Below are 21,127 nucleotides of genomic sequence, written 5' to 3'. Positions count from 1 at the left end.
CACACCGGCATCCCGTCGATGCCGCCGTGCACACACGCTGCCGCCCCGGCCCACCGCCCGGCGCCCGGGAAATCCCCGGTCCACCCCCGGGTCTCCCCCGGGGGCGGTCGGCGCCCGGACCGTCAGGGGCCGGCCAGCGCGGCGCGGAGCCTGTTGCGCGACTTGACGTCGAGCTTGGTGAACACCTTGCCCAGGTGCCATTCCACGGTGCGGGGGCTGATGAACAGTTCGGCGCCGATCTCGGAGTTCGTCAGGCCGTCGGCGGCCAGGCGGGCGATCTGCCCCTCCTGGGCCGTGAGGGCCTCGCGCAGGTCGCCCGCGTCGGCCGGACGGAGTCGCACCGTCTCGCCCGTGGCGAGGAGTTCACGTCGGGCCCGCTCGGCGAAGGCACCCGCTCCGAAGCGCCCCAGCATCTCGTGAGCGGTGCGCAGGTGCACGCGCGCCTCGACCCGCCGGTTCTCGCGTCGGAGCCACTCGCCGTACACCAGGTGGGCGCGGGCGAGGTGGACGGCGATCCGGCCGCGTCCGAGGCGCTCGACGGCCTCGCGGTAGAGCCGGTCGGCGGCCGGACCCTCGCTCGCCAGCGCTCTGGACAGGGCCAGGACACCCAGCGCCCAGTCCGTACCGCCGGCGTCGGCCCGCTCCGCCAACCGGCGCAGCGACGCCCCGGCCGCTTCGGGGGCACCGGCGCGGACCGCCGCCTCGACGTGCTCCGCGAGGGCGAACCCGATGACCGCCAAGTCCTCGTGCTCCAATGCCTGTTCGGCATGGGACAGGGCGTCCTGGTACCGGCCGAGACCGTTGTACAGCACCGAGAGGAGGTAGTGCTCGACACCGATCGCCCGCCCCTCGCCCCACGAGACGGCGTCCACGGCGGCGCTCCGGATCACCTCCGCGACGTGCTCCCCCTCGCCGCGCCAGGCCGCGAGCAGGAGCGACGGATAGGCCATCGGCGAGTGACCGGTCACCTCCGCGAGAGTGTCGGCCTCGTCGACGAGCTCCGCGGCGAGGTCGAAGTCACCGGTGTGCACGGACAGCGCGGCCCGGTAACCGAGCGCCAGCGGAAGGAAGTTCAGAGCCCCCGTCTCGCGCGCCGACCTGACCGCGTGCTCGGTCAGCCGGTGCCACGTCTCGTCGTCCCACATCTCACCGGCGACCAGCCACAGCAGCCAGAGCCAGCGCATGACCTCCGCCCCCTCGTCTCCGGCGGCCTGCCGGAACGCCCCCAGCGCGGACCTCAGCAGCGGCCCCCCTGCGGCGCAGCCGTCGGCGAACCAGGTCACCAGGCCGTCGAGGAGCAGGTCCGTCGGCCGCGGCGGCTGCGCCCCCGGCGGCGCCGTCCGGGCGGCTGCGGCAACCTCCCGCACGCCGACGCGCTCCCGCAGCCGCCCGGCGAAGACCGCCGACCCGACGGCATCGAGGTACGCCTCCCGCGCGTGCGCGTCGTCGACCCGCCCCAGCCGGCCGGCCGCATCCAGCAGCAGCGGAAGCGCCTCCCCGCCACGTCGGCGGGCGAAGGCCAACTGGGCCCGCAAACGCGCCAGTCGGGCCTGCTGCGCCTCGTCCAGCGGACTCAGCCGCGCCGCGGCGAGAAGGTCGAGCGCCGCGTCCGGGGAGCCCGCGTCGAAGGCGGCCTGCGCGGCCGCGGCCGCCCGCGTTCCACGACGGCCCGCGTCGGGCGTCAGCTCGGTCGCACGTCTCAGGAACGCCGCTGCCGCCGCGATCCCGCCACGGGCCTGGGCCCGGCCCGCCGACCGCTCCAGCTCGTCCGCCAACGCCCCGTCGGGTTCGAGCGCCGCGTGAGCGCGGTGCCAGGCCCGACGATCCGAATCTGCATCGGGATCGGTCGCCTCGGCCAGCGCGCGGTGCACGTCCCGGCGCACGGTGGGGTCGGCGGCGCGGTAGGCCGCCGAGCGCACCAGCGGGTGGCGGAAACGCACCCTCGTACCGAACTCGACCAGTCCCGCCGCCTCGACCGCTCCCGCCGCGTGCGCGTCGATGTCGAGCCGCTCGGCGACCCGCCTCAGCAGCGGCACGTCACCCACCGGCTCCGCCGCCGCCGCCAGCAACAACCGCTGCGCCGCGGCCGGCAGCGATCCGATGCGCCGCAGGTACGCCTGCTCGATCTGGCTCGCCAGCGGGCGGACGTCCGGACGCCCGAACCCGCCGGCCAGCTCCGCCGCGGTCAGCCCCCGGGTCAGTTCCAGCAGAGCCAGCGGGTTGCCGCGGGTCTCGGCGACGATGCGGTCCCTGACCCGTTCGTCCAGCCGTCCGGGCACCACCGAGTCCAGCAGCACCCGCGCGTCGTCGTCACGCAGCCCCCGGACCTCGAGCTCGCGCAGCCCCCGGAAGGGGTCACCGCCCGCGGCGGGCGCCGACCCGCGCACCGCGAACACCAGCGCCACCCGCTCCGCCAGCAGCCGTCGCGCGACGAACGCCAGCGTCTGGGCGGAGACCTGGTCGAGCCACTGGGCGTCGTCGACGACGCAGACGAGCGGCTGCTCCTCCGCCGCCTCGGCCAGCAGGCTGAGCACCGCCAGGCCGACCAGGAAGCGGTCCGGCGTGCTCCCCACACTCAGGCCGAACGCTACGGACAGGGCGTCGCGCTGGGGGCCGGGAATGCGGTCGAGGTTCCCCGTCAGGGGCACGCACAGCTGGTGCAGCCCTGCGAACGCGAGCTCCATCTCGGACTCGACGCCGACGGCCCGCAGGACCTGACACCCTGTCGCACGGCCCGCCAGGTACTCCACCAGGGCGGACTTGCCGACTCCCGGCTCGCCCCGCAGCACCAGCACCTGGCCCCGGCCCCCGTGGGCGCCGGCGATCACCTGGTCCAGCGCTCCGCATTCGCCCCGCCGGCCGACCAGCCCGCGCAGCCCCCGCCGAGGGGTGCCGCCCGCCATCCACCACCACCACGCAGTTCAAGGTTCGGACCCTGATCGGCTCGGGTCGTCCTCATCATGCATCAGTTCGCCGGGGACGAACAAACAGTGGACTCCTCGGCGCCGCGCGGGGCGGGGTCCGTACCGGGGCGGTGGAGCCGGATCCGCCCTCACGCGCGAACGACCGGAGGGAGACGGGACACACGCTCTCGGGTGCCGCGGGCCGTGGAGCGTCCGGGCGCCCGTCGGGGCGGACACAGCCCCAGCGCATCATCGGTCCGCTCGTGGCCAGGCGCGGACGACCGAGGCGCTGTGAGGACGATCTCGGCCGGGCAGCCCCGGAGCCCCGAACGGGTCCGGTTCAGGAGAAGGGCGGCGCCGGAGGAGGACGACTCAGGAGGCGGACGGCTCGATCTCCCCCGCGAAGACGATGACCTGGTCGATGAGGCTCCGCCGCAGATGGACGACGTCCGTTCCCGCCAGGCGGGGGCCTCCGTCCGGCGTCGTGAAGATCCACTTGTACCGGGCCCACTCGTCCGGCATGTCCACCGCCGAACAGCGCACCATCGTGCCGGTCCCCGCGGGGTGGCGCCGGATGTCCAGCACGAACCGCTCGACCGCCTCGATCCCCTCACTGCGGCCCAACGGTCCCCAGAAGACCACGTCCGAGGTCAGGGCCTGGGAGAGCAGCGCAATCACGTAGCTGTCGTCCGAGGCGTTGAACGCGGAGATGAACGTGTCGATCGCGGACCGCGCGGTTTCTTCCTGCATACACCAGTAATACCAGTCCCCTCGCGGACCGCGCTCGTCCCGCGAGCCGTCTCCCGACCGCGGTGAACCGTCCCGGCCGCAGCACTAGCCGCCGGTCCGGCCGTCGAGCATCTCGCGCAGGATGTCCAGGTGGCCGTTGTGGCGGGCCGTCTCCTCGGTGAGGTGAAGGAGGATCCAGCGGAGGTCGACATGGAGACCGTCGCGGACGACTCCCTCGGCCTTGGTGTCCAGGCTGTTCCCGGCGACCAGTTCGCGGTAGCGGGCGCTCTGTTCGGCGTATTCGTCGAGCAACTGCGTGAGCGGGAAGTCAACGGCGACACGCATCTCGCGGTCGGGGTCCTCATCGGTCCAGGGGCCCCGGTCCTCCTCGCCGAGGAAGACCACCTGGAACCAGTAGTACTCGACCCAGCGGAGGTGGTTGATCAATCCGCTCATGGTCATCAGCGGTGAGCCCGGCAGGAGCGCCTTGCGGGCGTTCTCCGCGGAGACGCCGTCGCACTTGGCGCGGGCGGTGTCACGTGCGTAGTCGAGAAACGTGGTGAGCTGGGTGCGCTCGTCCCACGCGGGCGGTGTGTCGTCGATTCCGGTCATCGCGCGAAGCGTCCCCGATCACGCAACCGATGTCGACATATTTTTTCGACGGGCCCGACCTGTTCCCACCGAAGGTGCGGGTCTCGACGAGTTCGAGATCCACCCGCGCCCGTGCCGGGAAGGAACGGAACGCCGCCACCGACCAGCAACGGGGCGCACCCTCGGCCGTGGGTTCCAGATCGCAGCCCGCTCGAGCATCGAGTCGTCCAGCGACGGATCCCGGTCGGCGGTCTGCCCGTCTCGGCGGCGGCGCCCGGGTGTGCGGCGAGGTCGCGCGGCAGGCTCTTGCAAGATGCCCGCGCGTGCAACTATCTTCGGTGACATAAATTGCAGATGCAACCAGTTGCGAGAGCGCCCCCGTCCCCTGGCGCCGCCGACCCACCGGGAGTCCGACATGAGCACCACCCTCTTCACCCCGTACACCCTGCGGGCGCTGACCATCCCCAACCGGATCTGGATGCCGGCGATGTGCCAGTACAGCGCCACGCCGGACGGGGACGCGGCCGGTGTTCCGACGGACTGGCACTTCACCCACCTCGCGGCGCGCGCCGTCGGCGGCACCGGGCTGATCATCACGGAAGCCACCGCGGTCAGCCCCGAGGGCCGCATCAGCCCGTACGACCTCGGGATCTGGAACGACGAGCAGGCCGCGGCCTTCCGGCGGATCACCGCCTTCCTGAAGTCGCAGGGCACCGTCCCCGCGATCCAGCTCGCCCACGCCGGTCGCAAGGCATCCACCGAGCGGACCTGGGTCGACCGCGGGCGCGCCCTCGCCGCGGACGAGGCCCACGGCTGGGCGCCGGTCGGCCCCAGCAGCGTGCCCTTCTCCCCCACCCACACCACGCCGGAGGAACTCACCGAGGAGCAGATCGGCCGGATCGTGCAGCAGTTCGCCGACGCCGCACGGCGCGCGCTCGACGCCGGCTTCCAGGTCGCCGAGATCCACGGCGCCCACGGCTACCTGATCCACGAGTTCCTCTCCCCCCACACCAACCGCCGCACCGACGGCTACGGCGGCTCCTTCGAGGGCCGTATCCGGTTCGCGCTGGAGGTCGTCGACGCGGTGCGCGCGGTGTGGCCCGAGGAGCTGCCCGTCTTCTTCCGCGTCTCCGCGACGGACTGGCTCACCGAGAACCCGGAGGACGGCCGCGAGGGCTGGACCTCCGAGGACACCGTCCGCCTCGCCAAGGAGCTCCAGGCACACGGCGTCGACCTGCTGGACGTCTCCACCGGCGGCATCGTCCCCGACGCCAGGATCGAAGCCGCACCCGGCTTCCAGGTGCCCTTCGCCGAGGCCGTGCGCAACGAGACCGGCCTCCCCGTGGCGGCCGTCGGCCTGATCACCGACCCCGCCCAGGCCCAGGCCGTCGTCGCCGAAGGCCGTGCCGACGCCGTCCTGCTCGGCCGCGAGCTGCTGCGCAACCCCTACTGGGCCCGCCACGCAGCCGCCGAACTCGACGGCGAGGTACCCGCCCCCGCCCAGTACCACCGCGCCTGAGCGGGTGGCACCCGCCCGCACGGGATCAGCCGTCGCACAGCCCTGCCCTGGCGGCGCGCTTGCCGTCCTCCCCGCGAACGCGGGTGTCAGCCTTGCTCCACCTCCGTCAGTCAGCACCACGACGGAACGATCTCCGGCCAACCACCAGCGCGCAGGCCGAACAACCGGCCGTCGCGGGCCGACCTCGCGGGCAGCGGACGGCCTGTCGTCCGCGGAGACGACAGGCCGCTTCGGTCATCGAAGGCTCACGCCCTGGGACCAGACTCGCTGAATCGTGCGATAGTCGATCACGGCCATGTCCTCCTGCTGGAGGACCTCACGGGCCTGCGGGGATGTCAGGAACTCGTAGTCCGTCCGCCGCACGAGCCAGCCGCCGTCGACGGCCTGCGCCTCCCTGCCTCCCAGGCCGGGATGTGCCGCCCACTCGTTGAGCCCGGCCGGCAGGTCACGCAGCATCTGAGCGTATCGAGCCGCTTTTCCTTCGATGCCGAGGGAGAAGAGGGAGAAGCTGTCCAGGAAGTCGTTGTCGGCGACCGGCAGCCCGCGCCCCCGCATCACCCGGCGCCCGGGTTCGAGCCAGACCCGGACCGCGAGGGAGTACTCCGCCGCCAGCACGGTGGTCAGGTCGAGGATGTCGCTCCGGCCGCCGTCGGCCAGGCAATGGAAATCCAGATGGGTCGGCGTGAGCCCGGCGTCGGCGACGGCATCGATCTGGGCGCGGAACTCCGGTTCGACCTCATCGAGCCGGGCCTGGCCTGGCCGAGCAGGGTCGCCCGGCCGACAGATATCGGCGAGAACAGGTCGCCCGCAGGGTCCAGCAGTGAGGTCACGCGTTCTTTGGCGATCAACGGCTCCCACGGGAGGTCGGGCATCTCGCACACCAGCGTGAGATGGATCCCGAACGGGATCTGCGGCCGTCGGCGGAGCAGCTCCATACATCGTGATCAGCCGCATCCTGATCTGCTTGGATACCCGGGTGACCGACCTCGCCGCGACTCCCCCGTGCCCCTGTGTGCTCTGTGACCCCGCCGCCTCCGCGACCTTCCGCGCACGGCGGCGGCGCGCGAAGCGCTGGGCTTCCGAGATGGCGCACGTACGCGAGCACGGCTGCCACGTGGTCGGCGTGGGTGGCGGAGGTGAAGTCCCCGACTGGGCCTTCACCGTCGGCCTGTGGCATTCCTACCGGGTCCCGGAGGTCGCCATGTTCGGCCTGGAACTGGACGGCCTGATGCACTGGGTCGGCAGTGCCGCCGTCCGGGTTCGCGACGGGGCATCGACGGAGCCCGGCACGCTGCTCTCGGACGTCATCGAGGGCTACCGGCTCCGATGCCAACCGGTGGATCCCAGTTGGCACTATCCACTGCTCGGTACGTTCGTCGGCTTCTACCGACAGACCCCGGTCCCCGTCGTCCAGTTGCTCTGGCCCGACCGGGAACACCGCTGGCCCTCGGACGAGCAGGCCAGCCCCGGCTGCCGCGCGCAGCCCGACCTACGACTTCCCGTCGACGAGCACCCCGAAGGTGTCTGGACCCGGGAGGCTGCCCGATAGCGAGGCCGCGCCGCCGGCGCCTGTCGGCGCGAACCGTCCGACTGCTCGCGGAGGCGGTGGGGGCCCGGCCGCCGCCGCGCAGCTCCTCAGCGATCCGTTTCGGGTGGCGTCGGCGACCGGCGACGGGCGACCGGCAGGCGGGACTTGGCGATGGTGCGGATGCGCCGGGTACGGCCGCCCTCGGCCGGTTCCGCCAGGGAGACCTTCTCCTTCACCGGTGTGACCGAGCCGAACGAGGGCCGCACCCCGAAGACCGTCAAGGTCACCGCGGGCCCGGTCGAGTTCGACACGGTGGTCCGCATCGACACCCCCGGTGAGGCGGACCACTACCGCGACGGCGGCGTTCTGCAGTACGTGCTCCGCAGCCCGACCGCCTGACGCTCCACCAGTTCCTCAGTGGGGCGGGCCACTTCGTGTGGCCCGGCCTCTTGTGTGCGCGCCCCGGCATGGACTAGATCTCTTCTCACGATTGGTACAGACCATCTGACCCCACTCAGACAAGGCCACCAGTATGTTCAGACGCACCTCCGCGTTCCTGGCGACGGCTCTGTTCGCCTCGCTCGTCGCCGCCCCCGCGACCGCTCACGCCGATGACGACGACAGCCGCCGGCTGCCCGGCCACCGGGTGGCCTACTTCACCGCGTGGAGCGCCTACAGCGGCTTCTCCCCCAAGAAGGTCCAGGACTCGGGCCAGGCCGCGAAGCTGACCGTGATCAACTACGCCTTCGGCAACATCTCCCCCGAGGGCACCTGCTTCGCGGACAACCTGGCCGACCAGGCCGACGCCTGGGTCGACTACCAGCGCCCGATCAGCGCGGCCGACTCGGTGGACGGCGTCGCCGACACCTGGGACCAGCCGCTGAAGGGCAGCTTCAACCAGCTGCGGAAGCTGAAGGCCAAGAACCCCCACCTGAAGGCCGTCATCTCTATCGGCGGCTGGGGCTGGTCCAAGTACTTCTCGGACGTGGCCGCCACCGACGCGGCGCGCAAGAAGTTCGTGGCCTCCTGCGTCGACCTCTACATCAAGGGCAACCTGCCGCAGCTGGGCTCTCCGGAGGGCGGCCCGGGCAGCGGCGCGGGCGTCTTCGACGGCATCGACCTCGACTGGGAGCACCCGGGCGGCGACGGTCTGCCGGACAACTCGGTGCGCCCCGAGGACGGCCGCAACTTCACCCTGCTGCTGGCCGAGTTCCGGCGGCAGCTGGACGCGGTGCGCGACGGCGGGCGGGGGCGCCACCTGCTGACGGCCGCCGTCGCCGCCAACACCGACGTCGCGGACCGGCTGGAGCTGAGGAAGGTCGCCCGCCAGGTGGACTACCTGAACCTGATGACCTACACCATGCACGGCTCCTGGGAGCCGCAGGGCCCGACCAACCACCAGGCGAACCTCTACACCGACCCGGCCGACCCCTCCGGCACCAGCGACAGCTACAGCGCGGACCGGGTGGTGCGGCACTACCTCGCCGGCGGCCTGCCGGCCCGCAAGGCGGTGCTCGGGGTGCCGTCCTGGGGCTACGGCTGGACGGGAGTGCCCGCCGGGACGAAGAACGGCCTCTACCAGCCCGCCACCGGCATGTCCCCGCTCGGCGGCGGCCAGCTGCCCTACAAGGCCATCAAGGACCTGCCGGGCGCCGTGCACACCGACCGCGAGTACGGCGCGGCCTGGAAGTACGACGGCACCGAGTTCTGGACGTACGACAACCCGGCCACCGCCACCCAGAAGGCCCGCTACACCCGGCGGAACGGTCTCGGCGGCGTGATGGTCTGGTCCCTGGACGGGGACGACGCCCAGGGCTCGCTGATCGCCGCGCTGGACCGCGGTCTGCGGCGCTGACCTGCGGTGATGACCCGGCGGCGGGCGGGGCGACCCGACCGCCGCCGGGTGCGGCGGCCGGGTACGCAGGCCCCCTGCCCATGACACATGCTGCACCGCCGACAACGCCTTGATTCTCATCGGCCTGTGGCGGCCGTCCGACTACCGCCGTCTTGATCTCGTCCAGGGTGGAGCCCGGGCGGCCGAGAAGGCGTCGCCGGCCTCGGTGTCCGCCAGGCCGCCAGGCCGCCAGGCCGCCAGGCCCAGTGTGGTGCCGTCCACCGCGACCAACTGCCGGCGCCGGTACCAGGCACCCGCCGTCCCGGGCACCGCCACCGAACGGCACACCCGCGCGAACAGGACCTTCAACGGTTCCGGGCCCAGACGGCGACGGGCCCGACCGCTCGCGGCGGTTGTCGGCACCCGCCACACCCGCCGTCCGTCACCGAGTCCCTCGCCCAACAGCCGCGCGACCTCCTCGTGGCCCTGCCCGAGGAACAGGCACATCGCCGGCCGCCGGCCCTTCGCGCATCCAGAGCGCGGCCCGAGGCACAGGCCTAGATCAGGCGCGCCACGGCCAGGGTCAGCGCGCGGTCGAGCGCCGCCTCGGCGTCGCACGGCACGTCGGGCCGGACGCCGGTGCCCTCCCAGTTGGTGCCCGAGACCGGGTTGACCGCGCGGGCGATGGGCACGCTGAGCTCCAGGTGCGGGTGCACCGTCCAGCCCTCGCGCGGGTGCGCGCCGCCCCGGGTGGCCTCCCCGACCACCTCGGCGCGCCCGAGCTGCTGCAGGTCGTAGGCGAGCTCCTCGCCCGCGGAGAAGGTGCGTCCGCTCGTCAGCACGTAGAGCGGCTTGTCGCCGCCGAAGCGGGCACCCGGTACGAACGGGGGCGTCCAGGACTGCTCGGCCACCTCCCCCTGCCGCGAGACCATGGTGTTGAGCTTGGTCCGGCCGTCGAGCAGGTAGCCGCAGACGAAGGCGACCGTGTTCGGATCGCCACCGACGTTGCCGCGCAGGTCGAGGATGAGGGCGCGGGCGGGTGCCACCAGTGAGAGCGCCGCGGCCAGCGGCTGCGCCGCCCAGTCCAGCGGGAACAGCAGGGGTGCGATCTCCAGCACCGCGACGCCCCCGTCGAGGAGCTCCACACGCGGAACACCGCCCAGGGAGGCGTCGAACTGCCTCCGCATCGCGGCGAGTGCCGCCGCTCCCTGCTCGGGCGGCACCGGCACGGCGTGGTGCTTGAGGGCCAGGTGCAGGTCACCGTTGACGGACCGCAGGTCCGCGGTGACCGCTTCGGCCAACTCCTCCGCGGATTCGATCCGGTACGATCCCTCGGCGCTGCGGCTCCGCAGCAGGGCCGCCAGTTCCCGGGCGACATCGGGGAAGACGTAGTTCTCGCCGACGAGCTCGGCGACGGACTCGACAACGGTGGCGGCGTCCAACGCAGTGGGCGTTGTGGTGGAGGTCATGACAGGGAGTAGACCAGCCGACTTGCCAAAGCGTCAACCGTCCTTAACGCTTGATCTCGTGAGCCACCAACCGGACGAAGACGTACAGCGGATCAGCACGCCCCTGCAGCACGCGGCGCTCGCCCACCCCCTGCGCCAGCGCCTGCTCTTCGCCCTCAGCGGCCGGCCGTCGACGATCAGCCGCCTCGCCGCGCAACTGGGAGTGAACAAGGGCAGCGTCTCCCACCACCTGAGGGTGCTGTCCGAGGCAGGGCTGGTCCAGGACGCGGGAACGCGACGGGTACGCGGCGGCACCGAGAAGTACTACCGGCGGACCGCCGGGCGGCTCCTCGTCGACGAACCGCAGGCCGAGGGCACGGCCGCGCTGTTCGGCGCCGTCGCCCAGGAGTTGGACCGCTCACCCGCCGACCACCTCCTGACACTGCGCCACCTCCGGCTCAGCCCGGCCAAGGCAGCCCGGCTCGCCGAGGCACTGGCCGGGCTGGTCGACGAGACGGAGGAGGACTCGGAGGACGAGCCGGTGCACGGAATCCTGGTGGCGCTCTACCAGCAGGCCGGGGCGTAGCCGGCCTGCTGGTAGAGCGAGGTGCGGAAGATCGGGGTGCGGAAGATCGGGGTGCGGTACGACCGGTCCTCGACCCCGCAGAGCGGGAGCCTCGTCGGCCGTCGGTCCCGGGCGGGTTCGACCTGGAGCACGGCCTCCGCCTGATCAGACAGAGCCCCTGATCGGACCCGGGAGGTCAACGACCTGCGGCGTACGGGTCTAGGGAGTGCTCTCCCCCGGGCGGGCCTTGCTCATCTTCGCGGCCCTGGCCTGCGCCCAGCGCAGCAGGAGGACGGCCACCACCACCGCCATCAGGGCCGCCTTGCCGACCTGTTCGACCGTCCCGCCGCGCAGGGCCGAGGAGAACATCGGCGTCAGCAACGCCACGCCCACGGCGGGCCCGGCGGCGTACCAGGCGGCGAACAGCAGCGGGCCCGTCCCGCCGCCCGCGCCCTGGGCCGGGGAGAACATCAGGTCCTTGCGCAGCACCCCGCGGCAGGCGTTCACCAGTCCCGCCGCGACCAGTGCCGGAGCGGCGGCCGGTGCGAGCCAGGCCGCCGGGCCGGTGCCCGCCGCCAGGAGCGCCGCGGCGCAGGCCAGCCCCAGCAGGAGCCCGGCCAGTGTCGGCACGATCGCATGGCGCAGCATCAGGCCGGCGAACGGGTACGGCGACCAGGAGGCCCGTCGGACGTCGTCGGTCTCGATGCGGGCCGGTTCCAGCAGCTGGGCGACGGCGAGGTAGCCGAACACCAGCGCCACGGCGGTGGCCAGCCAGGACAGCCCGCCCGTGGCGCCGTGCGCGAGGACGGCGCAGGACAGCGCGGGTACGACCAGGACCACCGCGCGGCCCAGCCGGGCAGGGGACCGGAGCAGTGCGAGGGTGTCCCGCCACGGCACCACCAGCCAGGCGCGGCTGGGCGGCGGCAGCCGGAGCCGGCGTTGGCGGGCGGCGCCGTTGGCGCTGTTCACCGCCAGCCGCGCGCTGCGCAGTTCGACGGTCCGGAGTGCGGCCAGTACGCCGGCGGCCGTCCTGGCCCGCTCGCGCAGGCGGGCCAGTGGCACGGTCGCGGCGGCCCGGTCGGCGAGCAGCAGGGCGGCAGCGGTCGAGACCAGCAGGAGCGCGGCGGCCACCCAGCTGCCCGCGACGGCGGCGGGGGTCGGTGCCAGGGCGGCGATCGCCGCCCAGCCCCAGGGTCCCGACCACAGTTCGACCAGTTCCAGCCAGCGCACCGGGTGACCGGCGACGGCCAGCGCGCTCTGTCCCGCCAGGGCGATGATCAGCAGTGTCAGGTACGGGGTGAGCCGGCGTACCCAGCGGGCGGCGCGGTCGCTGCGCTCCACCACCAGGGCGGTGCAGGTAGCCAGGAGCGGCACGCAGAGTCCCCCGAGCAGGCACCAGCCGAGTGCGGCCGGCAGGCCGACCCGCACGGTCAGCCCGAGCGCGACCATCCCGCCGACCGCCGCCACCAGGGCGGGGAACGCGGCCACGGCGCAGGACAGCCAGAACCAGGGCCGGAGTACGGGACGGGGCCGGACGGGGTGGATCAGCAGCCAGTCGGCCGCCGCCCGGGGCGGCACCACGGGGCCGCGCCACAGGCCGTCCCGGACCAGCAGCAGGAAGGCGGCCAGGCCGATCGCGGTGATGCCGGCGGGCATGGCGGCGAGGAGGTCGCTGCCGTGGCCGGTGTAGTCGGCGCCCATGGAGGCCTGGAGGAACAGTCCGAGGCTGGGTACGCCGCCCCAGATGATCAGGATGAGTACCACGCAGTAGACGGCGAAGCCGACCGACTTGGCGCGGTTGCGCCGGTGGGGGGTGCGCAGGGTGCGCAGCAGGGCGAGGGTCTCGTCGGTCCAGTCGTCGTCGTCCGTCCAGGGCTCGACGGCGGGGTCGGTTTCCGGGTGGGCGGTGGTCACCGGGCACCTGCCGAGCCTGCGGCGGTGCGGGCGGCGAACTCCGCGGCCAGGACCTTGCGGGTAGCGCCCTGCTTGAGGATCCTGCCGTCCTCCAGCACCAGCACCCGGTCGGCCACGTCCAGGGCCAGGTCGGTGTGGTGGGTGACGAGCAACACGGCGACGCCGTCGGCCAGTTCGGCCTTGAGGAGGTCGGCGAGGTGTCGGCGGGCGTCCGGGTCGAGCCGCTGCTCGGGCTCGTCCAGCAGCAGCAGATCGCGCGGGCGCACCAGCGCGCAGGCGAGGAGCAGGGCCTGCATCTGTCCGGAGGAGAGGGCCGAGGGGAGCGCGTCGGCCCGTTCGGTGAGCATCCGGTCGGCCAGGACCTGGGAGACCCAGTCGGGCGCGTCGGCGACCCCGTGCGCGACCGCGACCAGGAGCAGGTGTTCGCGGACGGTCAGGTCGGGGTAGCAGGCGACGGTGTCGCCGACCACCGCCACGCGGGCCCGGACCCGGGGGTCGTTCTCGTCCATCGGGATGCCGTCGAAGGTCACGGTGCCCTTGCTGGGTACGTCGCGGCCGGCCGCGACCCTGAGCAGGGTCGACTTGCCCGATCCGTTGTGCCCGAGCAGCGCCACGCACTCTCCGGCGGCGAGCGACAGGCTCACGGGGTGCAGCACCTCCCGCTCGCCGTACGAGCGGCTGACGCCGGTCAGCTGCAGCAGGGCCTTGCGGGCTGCGGCACGTGGTTCGGCGGCGTTGTTGGCCATGGAGGAGGGCGCCTTTCAACAGGGTGTCCGGTCACAGTACCGACCCTGCGACGGCCACCCGGGCGAGGGTGGTGTCGGCCTGGATCGGGGGGAGCCTCGCGCGCTCGGCCGGGGAGGGGGCGGCAGGCCGCGGGGGGTGTCCGGCGGCATACCGGGGCGGGCGGCCGGGTGATCACTCGCCGCAGTGGCGTGTCCCGTGGCCGCCGGGGTGGGACGAGGGGGCCGGCGTGCCGGGCCCCGGGGGGCGCCGGCCGGTGAGGTCGCCGGTTCCGGCGCCGCGGTTCCGTGAACGATCTTCGGCTTCCCGGCGTCACAGTGGCCGCGTCCAGCGTTGATCGAAGGGCAGGTCGGAGCCGACGTGGAGGCAGCGATGAGGGTCGTGTTCGTGCATGGGGCATGTGTGCGGGACGGGTCGTGGTGGTGGCACCGCACGGCCGGGCTGCTGCAGGAGCGAGGGGTGCGGAGCGTCGCGCCGGCGCTGCCGAGCTGCGGCGAGGCGGGCGTGCCCGGGGGCGGAGGCGGTCCGGGGCTGGCCGAGGACGTGGCGGCGGTGCGGCAGGTGCTGCTGGACGGTGACGAACCCACCGTCGTGGTCGCCCACAGCTACGGGGGCATCGTCACCGCGGAGGCCGCCGCGGGTGTCGGGTCGGTCCGCCACCTGGTGTTGATCTCCAGCTACCTGCCCGAGGTCGGGCAGAGCCTGTCGGAGTTCGGGGACGGCGGTCCCGCCCCGTACCTCGACGTCGATCCCGACGCCGGCACCTTCGGGGTCCGTCCCGAGCTGCTCGTGGACACGTTCCTGCAGGACTGCGGCCCGGACGTCCGGGCGCAGGCGGCGAACCACCTCGCCCGGCAGAGCCTGCGGGTGACCGGGCAGCCGGTCGGGGCGGCCGCGTGGCAGCAGGTGCCCTCGACGTACGTCGTCTGCGGCCGGGACCGGGGCACCCCGCCGCGCCTGCAGCGCGAGTTCGCCCGCCGGGCCGGCGGCGTCGTCGAGCTCGACGCCGGTCACCATCCGTTCCTGTCCCGGCCCGCCGCGGTGCGGGACCTGCTGCTGGGGCTGTGACGGCAGCGCCGGGACCGTGCGCGGAATCGCGGCCGGACGGCCGCCCGCGCCAGGGGTGCGGGCGGCCGCGGCCGCGCTACGGCGGGCGCCTGCGGCGGGGCTCAGGGCGGGGTCCCCGGACTGACCGGGCCGGTGGCGCCGGTCAGCAGGAGTTGACCCACTGGTGCGAGGCGATGTTGTCGTGCAGGGCCGCGCCACCGCCCGAGCCGTTGTAGGGCTCAGCAGGTGCCGACGCCGGGCAGTTGGTTGCCGGGCGACTGGAGGTAGATGTTCGTCACGTAGCCGCCGTACTGCGGCAGGTACGCCCACCAGTCGTTGGTGTAGGGCGGAACGGAGACCGTCTCGCCCTGCTTCTGGCACGTCACCAGCACCTCGACACCGGCGGGCAGCACGGTGATCGCCGACTGGGAGGTGTTGGCCTGCGGCCGGACCCGGACGTTCTCGCCCCAGGTCCCGAACCAGGTGCCGGCCGGCTGGACGGCACCCGGGACGCTCAGCGAGCGGGTGAGCCGGCCGAGGTCGGTGTAGGCCTTGCCGTAGGTGGTGCCCACGGGGTGCGACGTGTAGACGGCCACGATGGTGCGGTCGCCCGTGCCGACGGTGCCGGTACTGTGCAGGACCGGCCGGGTGAGGTCCACCGCGAGGGTGCCCGCCTCACCCGCCTCACCCGCCTCACCCGCCTCGCGCACCTCCCGCCCGTCGCCCGTCGTGCCCGTGCCGCCCGCCTCGCCCGCGGCGTTCGGCGTGTCGACGGACGCGACCGTCGGGGGGTGGGGCGGCTGCGGCGTGCAGCCGCCCGAGGAGAAGCCCGACCAGCCCTGCTTGACCGCCCAGGACTGCGCGAACGATCCGGCGATCCCGAAGTGCTGGTCGAAGCCGTCCGTACCGCACCGGGTCGAGGCGTGGAGGTTCCCGAGCACGAAGTCCCGCACCGCCGCCGGGGCCTGCTCCAGCAGGTAGCGGTAGATCCGCACGGTGTCGGCCGCCGTGACGGCGGTGTAGCCCCAGACGCCCGCGCTGGTCGCGGGCGGGCGGGCGGTGTCCGTCAGCGCGAGCCGGGTGACCATCCGGTCGACGATCGCGCCGCCGCCGTTGTTCAGCCAGTAGTAGCTGGCCGCGTCGTCGTCGCTGCTGCGCAGCATGGCGTCCAGCCGCGCGCGGTCGGCGGACGGGATGTCGTAGGTGGGTCCCCGGTTCCACAGGTAGTCGAGGGCGATCAGCAGTTTGACCACCGAGGCGGAACGGAACTGGGTGGAGGAGTTGAGCTGTTCGGTGAAGGTGCCGGTCTGACGGTCGTAGACGGCGACGCCGGCGGTGACGCCGGGCGGCACCTGGACGGAGGTGACGGCCTCCGCGTGGACGGGAGGCCCACCGGCGGGCCGTCCGGCGGCGCCGACGGCCCCGGCCGCCGTCGGCGCCGAGACGGCCGTGAGACAGGCTCCGGCCAGGAGAAGGGCAAAGGTGGTGCGCGCGCCGGATCGACGCGACTGCGTACGAGACATGACGGACTCCGCGAACTCGCCGTAGGAACTGCCCGGTTGGGGCCTGTGCCCGCGCACCCGGCCGGCGGTGGCCGGCCCGGTCGGCGGATTGGTCCAGACATTTCCACAGTCGGGCGAACATGTCAGCATGCATGATCATGCAGAAAAATAGTTCGTTGATAGATTGACTGTCATGGACGCAGCACAGGGTCCCCTGCGGACCTCCCGACCGGACGGTACGCCGGCAGGGCCGAGCATCCACCAACTCCGGCTCTTCCTCGCCCTCAGCGCGGAACTCCACTTCGGCCGCACCGCGGCCCGCCTCTTCATCACCCAGTCCGCCCTCAGCCGGCAGATCCGCGATCTCGAACGGCGGCTCGGCGTCAGACTGCTGGAGCGCACCAACCGCGCGGTCGCGCTCAGCGCCGCGGGCCGGGCCCTCCTCCCGGAGATCCGGGCCGCCGTCGACGCGGCCGACCGGCTGAGACTGGCCGCCCAGGCCCAACTGAGACACGCCGGAGCGGAGTTGATCGTCGGCATGACCGGCGCCCAGGCCTCCCAGCCGCACACCGCCGCCGTCCTCCGGGCCCTGCGGCGGCACTGCCCCGGCATCACCACGAAGATCACCGCACTCGACTTCGCGCACCAGGGCACAGCCCTGATCGAGGGCTCGGTCGACGTGGCGTTCCTGCGCCCGCCGACGGCGGACGGCATCGAAGTCCACCTGCTGGCCGCCGAACCGCGCGTCGCCTGCCTGCCCGCCCGGGATCCGCTGGCCGCCCGCCCCGCCGTCCCGCTCGATCTGCTCGCCGGCCGGCCGGTGGTCGCCACCCCGCCGCAGGCACCGCGGGCGTGGCGCCGGTTCTGGGCGGTCGACCCCCGGCCCGACGGCTCCCCCGTCCGCTACGGGCCGGTCGCCTCCGACATCGAGACCCTGCTGCACGCCGTCGCGGAAGGCGAGGGGGTGGCATTCCTGCCCGCCTCCGTCCGCGAGCTGTACCCACGCGCCGGGGTGCGCTTCGTCGACGTCCCCGGGCTCCCGCCGACCCACTCGGCGCTGGCCTGGTCGGCCCGGCACCGCGACCGGCCCACCGTGGCGGCGGCCCGTCTGGCAGCGACGTTCGTCGGCCCCACCGACCCGCCACCGCCCTGACCGACCCGCCCGGGCGGCAGGACCGGGGGAGACGTCCCGCCGGCACCACCGGGATGAACTCCCCCATCGAGGCGATCGCGCCTACTCCAGGGACGCGGCCGGCGGGGCGGCACGACCTACCCGGAAGGGGCCGGAAATATCGGCACGACCGGCGAGAACCGCCCCATGGAGGTGTTCTGGCTCAGCATCATCCACGTCAACCGACCGGACGCCAGGCTCCGGACGAACGCCGTTGACCCGACCCCCGTACGGAAACAGAGGGCCGGGTCAACGGCGGCGCGCCACCGCCCCGCCAGGCGAGTCCGCCCGCCGGAGCGGCAACGCGGTCGAACTCGGCGCCGGCCACCGCCCGTTCCCGGCCCGGCACACCCCTCACCAGGGGCCGCAGCATCCGGGCGCCCGGTGGTCTCCTACTTCCGGATGCCGTAGATCCACACGCTGCCGACCGTCTCGCGGGTGGTCAGGGTGACACGGTCCGTGCCAGGACCGCCGTCGGTGATGACGATGCACATCGGAGTGCCGAGCACGGTGCGGGCCTCGACCTTGGTGATCGTGTAGCCCGGGTACGACCCGCTGAAGCTGCCCCCGATCCCGACGACCTGAGCGACAACCCCCGTGTTGATCAGGGCATCGCCGGGCTGACGGCTCCCTGCCTCGTTGCACGCCTTCAGCCGCAGCGTGGTGGCGTGGGCGGCGGGGGCCACCGAGGCCAGGGTGAGGAGCGAGAGGGCGGCCGCGGCCGCGAGGCAGGCACTCCGTGCGCGCGTAGTTGTCATGCGGCGACCGTCCGCCCGGGCCCGCCCCGCTGCAAGCCGGGCAGGCCGCCCGCTGCTCCGAACACCATGTCGGGCCTGGTGGGGCCCGTACTCCTCGCGAGCGTCGACGGCCCTTGCCCGTGCCCGGTGCTCCCCGCAGTGACCGCGGTCACGGCGGTCACGGCGGATCTTCCAGGGCATCCCGCGCAGGCCCGGACACGGGGTGCGCACGACCGGCCGTCGCGTCCACGGCCCGGCCCGGCCCGTACGGCAGCCGATGGGGTGATCTTGCAGGTCATCGCCCTCGTGGTAGCAGCCGGTCGGCCTCGGTGCTGTGCGCATCCTGTGCGCACCCGGGACGCGCCGACGCTCCGGGCTCCCGACCACGAAGGTGATCCCGCCCGATGACCGAACACCGCCGCAGACCGTCCGGCCTGACCGCCACCGCCGTCTCCCTGGCCCTACTGCCCCTCCTCGCACCCTGCCCGACCGCACTGGCCCAACCGCGCGCGACACCCTCACGCGCGGCCGACCAGTGGTCGGAGCTGCGCGTTCTCGGGCAGTGCCTGACCGTCGAACAGACCCTCCAGACGCGGCTGCGTACCTGCACCTCGGAACTCGGCGAGCCCACCCCCGCCGGGCAGCAGTGGCGACTCGACCCCCAGGGCACCCTCCACAGCGCCGTCACGGGCGACCTCGCCCTCGGCCTCCAGCCCGGCAGCACCCCCTCCAGGGGGGCACCGACCGCGCCCGTCCCTGCCGTCGCCGCCACCGGTGCCTGGTCGTACGACGCGTCCGCCGGCAGCCTGACGTGGAAGGGCGGCCCGTACGTCCTGGACTTCAACGTCGGCGAGGACCGGGCCACGCTGTACACACCGGGAAGCGGCAGCAACCAGCGGTGGACGTTCAGCCCCGGCTACACCGCCGTCACCCCGGCCGCAGGAGATGCCGGCGAACTGAGAACCGGTGGACGCTGTCTGACGCTCGCTCCGATCGTCACTCCCGACCGCTCGGTCTCGGTGGAGCCGTGCGCGTCGGTCGCCGGGAAGCCGACACCGCCGACCCAGCGGTGGACCGTCACCCCGGAGGGCCGGGTGCAGAGCTCCGCCGCGCCCTACCCGGTGCTCGACGTGCGCAACGGCCCCGGCTGGTACGCCAGCACCGTCGTCGCACGGCCCGTCAGCAACGGCACCGACCAGTCCCGCTGGCAGTACGCCGCGGACACGGGAACCCTGCGCTGGGCGGGCGACCCGACCCTCGCCCTCGACCACTACCGGAACAGCGGCTTCGCCGGGCTCTACCCGGCGAACGGCGGCGGCAACCAGACCTGGACCCGGTTCCCGGCCGCCGATCGGCCGGGAACCGCCCGGACCCAGGCCGCCCCCGGCGCCGCCTCCGCGACCGCCGAATCGCCCACCGGTGCCACCGTCCGCTGGACCGCCCCGCCCGGCCCCGCACCCGCCGGATACGCCGTCTACCGCGACGGCGGCCGGATCGCCGTCACCACCGACCGGCAGTACCGCGACGGCGGGCTCGGCCCCGGCGGGGTTCACCGCTACCGCATCACCGCGCTCTCCGCCGAGGGGGCCGAATCCGCACCCGGCGCCGAAGCCGCGCTGACCGCCCCGGCCTGCCCCCGCGCCACCGGCCCCGACGGCCTCGACCCGTTCGTCCCGCCCCAGCCTGACCGCCCCTACACCGTCACCCTCACCGGGCTGCCCTCCGCCCAGGACGAGCGGCAGCGCCAGGACCTCGCCCAGCTGCCCTCCGACCTCCGGCCGACCGGCCTGTACCTGCCGCCCGGGGCGCAGCTCACCGCCACCGTCACCGGCACCGCCGGCACCGGCCGGCTGCGGGTCGTCGTCGGCCCGCCGGTCGGCTCCGGCCTCACCGCCGGCCGCCGCCACACCGCCGGACCGTCCGGGGCCACCCAGGTCCAGGACCACCGCGGCGGCATGGTCTACCTGGCCTTCGACGGCACCGCCGCCGACCGGACGACCGTCACCCTGACCGGCGACGTCCAGGCGGCCCCGGTCTTCGTCCTCGGCCGCACCACCGCGGCCGAGTGGCGCACCCAGCTCGCCGAACGCCCCACCCGTTACGCCGAGTTCGTCGCCGGACGGACCGTCGTCACCCTCACCCGCGACACCGCGGCCCGCTTCTCCTACAACTCACCGGAGACCGTGCTGCGCCACCTCGAATGTGCCCGGGGCATCGAGGACGCGGCTGCCGCCCTCGCCGCCCCCACCGCTGCCGACGCGACCACCGCCCCCGGGCCCGACTCCCCGGGTGTCTTCCCGTTCCACTACACCGAGGTGGAACGCCGGGCCGGCGCGGCCTTCGCCACCGACGGCTACATGGGATTCAAGGACGACTCCGCCCCCTGGATCGCCGACGGCGCCGCCACCGGCTGGGGCATCTGGCACGAACAGGGCCACCACCGTCAGCAGCGCTCCGTCGAACCGTCCGAGGTGGTCGAGGTCTCGGTCAACATCTACTCGCTCGCCGTGGAGAAGGCGTTCGGCCGGCCCTCGCGCCTGGTCGCCGAGAAGGTCTACGACTCCGCCCTGCCCAAGGTCGGCACGAGCGGAGTCTCCTACGCGGACTCCTTCGACGCCTTCGAGAAGCTCGTCATGCTGCAGCAGCTGACACTCCAGTACGGCGAGAACTTCTGGCCCGCCGTCCAGAAGCTGGTCCGCTCCGCCCCGCCCCGGGGCACGGACCGCTGGGCCAACCTCGCCCTCGTCACCAGCAAGGTGGCGGCCCAGGACCTCACCGCCTTCTACCGGGCCTGGGGCGTCCCCCTCTCCGCCGCCGCCCAGCAGGACATCGCAGCCCTCCGCCTCCCTCCGGCCCCGAGCACCCTGAGCACCCGGCGGGAACCCTGACCCCTGT

The 21,127-nt window shown here is 73.6% G+C and carries 18 protein-coding genes and 1 pseudogene; 8 read left to right on the top strand and 11 right to left on the bottom strand.

Annotated elements, in window-relative coordinates; all coding sequences use genetic code 11:
* Positions 1 to 122: 122 nt before the first annotated feature.
* From ACFWIC_RS15220 to ACFWIC_RS15210, 3 genes are all read right to left on the bottom strand, one after another.
* Entirely contained in the window at positions 123 to 2,903 is a 2,781-nt protein-coding gene (locus ACFWIC_RS15220) for an ATP-binding protein (protein WP_380518747.1), read from the bottom strand.
* Between the two features lie 372 nt (positions 2,904 to 3,275).
* Positions 3,276 to 3,653, bottom strand: coding sequence for a nuclear transport factor 2 family protein (locus tag ACFWIC_RS15215; protein WP_380361350.1), 378 nt, complete (start codon positions 3,651 to 3,653; stop codon positions 3,276 to 3,278).
* Positions 3,654 to 3,737: 84 nt separating this feature from the next.
* Entirely contained in the window at positions 3,738 to 4,244 is a 507-nt protein-coding gene (locus ACFWIC_RS15210; RefSeq protein ID WP_380518744.1) for a DinB family protein, read from the bottom strand.
* A gap of 394 nt (positions 4,245 to 4,638) precedes the next feature.
* Between ACFWIC_RS15210 and ACFWIC_RS15205 the strand changes: the two genes are divergently transcribed.
* The gene (locus tag ACFWIC_RS15205) at positions 4,639 to 5,742 is read left to right on the top strand and encodes an NADH:flavin oxidoreductase/NADH oxidase (RefSeq protein WP_380518741.1); all 1,104 of its coding nucleotides are present in this window, start codon (positions 4,639 to 4,641) and stop codon (positions 5,740 to 5,742) included.
* A gap of 234 nt (positions 5,743 to 5,976) precedes the next feature.
* Here ACFWIC_RS15205 and ACFWIC_RS15200 read toward each other — a convergent pair whose 3' ends face one another.
* Entirely contained in the window at positions 5,977 to 6,600 is a 624-nt protein-coding gene (locus ACFWIC_RS15200; RefSeq protein WP_380518738.1) for a ChbG/HpnK family deacetylase, read from the bottom strand.
* A gap of 226 nt (positions 6,601 to 6,826) precedes the next feature.
* Here ACFWIC_RS15200 and ACFWIC_RS15195 point away from each other — a divergent pair, with 226 nt between their 5' ends.
* The 3 genes and pseudogenes from ACFWIC_RS15195 (at position 6,827) to ACFWIC_RS15185 (ending at position 9,125) form a co-directional block, all read left to right on the top strand.
* Complete coding sequence (locus ACFWIC_RS15195) at positions 6,827 to 7,291, top strand: DUF4262 domain-containing protein (protein WP_380518735.1); 465 nt, start codon at positions 6,827 to 6,829, stop codon at positions 7,289 to 7,291.
* Between the two features lie 198 nt (positions 7,292 to 7,489).
* Positions 7,490 to 7,669: pseudogene (locus ACFWIC_RS15190) on the top strand (hypothetical protein); the annotation flags it as partial.
* 133 nt (positions 7,670 to 7,802) lie between these two features.
* Positions 7,803 to 9,125, top strand: coding sequence for a glycoside hydrolase family 18 protein (locus tag ACFWIC_RS15185; RefSeq protein WP_380518732.1), 1,323 nt, complete (start codon positions 7,803 to 7,805; stop codon positions 9,123 to 9,125).
* Positions 9,126 to 9,266: 141 nt separating this feature from the next.
* Here the strand turns inward: ACFWIC_RS15185 and ACFWIC_RS15180 are convergent, their stop codons facing one another.
* A complete protein-coding gene (locus tag ACFWIC_RS15180; RefSeq protein WP_380518729.1) occupies positions 9,267 to 9,611 on the bottom strand; it encodes a transposase domain-containing protein in 345 nt (114 codons plus the stop codon).
* A gap of 50 nt (positions 9,612 to 9,661) precedes the next feature.
* A complete protein-coding gene (locus tag ACFWIC_RS15175) occupies positions 9,662 to 10,573 on the bottom strand; it encodes a S41 family peptidase (RefSeq protein ID WP_380363998.1) in 912 nt (303 codons plus the stop codon).
* 58 nt (positions 10,574 to 10,631) lie between these two features.
* Here ACFWIC_RS15175 and ACFWIC_RS15170 point away from each other — a divergent pair, with 58 nt between their 5' ends.
* Entirely contained in the window at positions 10,632 to 11,138 is a 507-nt protein-coding gene (locus tag ACFWIC_RS15170; RefSeq protein WP_329951703.1) for a winged helix-turn-helix domain-containing protein, read from the top strand.
* Here the strand turns inward: ACFWIC_RS15170 and ACFWIC_RS15165 are convergent.
* From ACFWIC_RS15165 to ACFWIC_RS15155, 3 genes are all read right to left on the bottom strand, one after another.
* Positions 11,117 to 11,269: a hypothetical protein gene (locus ACFWIC_RS15165; protein ID WP_380518725.1), complete on the bottom strand. Its 153-nt coding sequence runs from the start codon at positions 11,267 to 11,269 to the stop codon at positions 11,117 to 11,119. The genes ACFWIC_RS15170 and ACFWIC_RS15165 overlap by 22 nt on opposite strands.
* 67 nt (positions 11,270 to 11,336) lie before the next feature.
* Complete coding sequence (locus tag ACFWIC_RS15160) at positions 11,337 to 13,031, bottom strand: hypothetical protein (protein WP_380518723.1); 1,695 nt, start codon at positions 13,029 to 13,031, stop codon at positions 11,337 to 11,339.
* Positions 13,028 to 13,777: an ABC transporter ATP-binding protein gene (locus tag ACFWIC_RS15155; RefSeq protein ID WP_329951704.1), complete on the bottom strand. Its 750-nt coding sequence runs from the start codon at positions 13,775 to 13,777 to the stop codon at positions 13,028 to 13,030. Before ACFWIC_RS15155 ends, ACFWIC_RS15160 begins: the two co-directional genes overlap by 4 nt.
* Before the next feature lie 370 nt (positions 13,778 to 14,147).
* Between ACFWIC_RS15155 and ACFWIC_RS15150 the strand changes: the two genes are divergently transcribed.
* Positions 14,148 to 14,843, top strand: coding sequence for an alpha/beta fold hydrolase (locus ACFWIC_RS15150; RefSeq protein ID WP_380518720.1), 696 nt, complete (start codon positions 14,148 to 14,150; stop codon positions 14,841 to 14,843).
* 218 nt (positions 14,844 to 15,061) lie between these two features.
* Here the strand turns inward: ACFWIC_RS15150 and ACFWIC_RS15145 are convergent, their stop codons facing one another.
* On the bottom strand, positions 15,062 to 16,345 hold the full coding sequence (locus ACFWIC_RS15145) for a hypothetical protein (protein ID WP_380518717.1): 1,284 nt from the start codon (positions 16,343 to 16,345) through the stop codon (positions 15,062 to 15,064).
* Between the two features lie 172 nt (positions 16,346 to 16,517).
* Here ACFWIC_RS15145 and ACFWIC_RS15140 point away from each other — a divergent pair, with 172 nt between their 5' ends.
* Positions 16,518 to 17,477 (top strand): LysR family transcriptional regulator, encoded by a 960-nt coding sequence (locus ACFWIC_RS15140; protein ID WP_380518715.1) that lies wholly within the window; start codon positions 16,518 to 16,520, stop codon positions 17,475 to 17,477.
* A 410-nt stretch (positions 17,478 to 17,887) separates the two neighbouring features.
* Here the strand turns inward: ACFWIC_RS15140 and ACFWIC_RS15135 are convergent, their stop codons facing one another.
* The gene (locus tag ACFWIC_RS15135; protein WP_329951706.1) at positions 17,888 to 18,253 is read right to left on the bottom strand and encodes a hypothetical protein; all 366 of its coding nucleotides are present in this window, start codon (positions 18,251 to 18,253) and stop codon (positions 17,888 to 17,890) included.
* 383 nt (positions 18,254 to 18,636) lie between these two features.
* Between ACFWIC_RS15135 and ACFWIC_RS15130 the strand changes: the two genes are divergently transcribed.
* Positions 18,637 to 21,120 carry a M60 family metallopeptidase gene (locus tag ACFWIC_RS15130; RefSeq protein WP_380518711.1) on the top strand — a complete coding sequence of 828 codons (2,484 nt, stop codon included), beginning with the start codon at positions 18,637 to 18,639 and terminating at the stop codon, positions 21,118 to 21,120.
* Positions 21,121 to 21,127: the final 7 nt, after the last annotated feature.

The sequence above is a fragment of the Kitasatospora sp. NPDC127035 genome (genome assembly GCF_042726075.1).
Taxonomy (GTDB): Bacteria; Actinomycetota; Actinomycetes; order Streptomycetales; family Streptomycetaceae; genus Kitasatospora.
The sequence above is the reverse complement of the archived record's forward strand: the minus strand, read 5'-3'. Positions and strand labels throughout refer to the sequence as shown.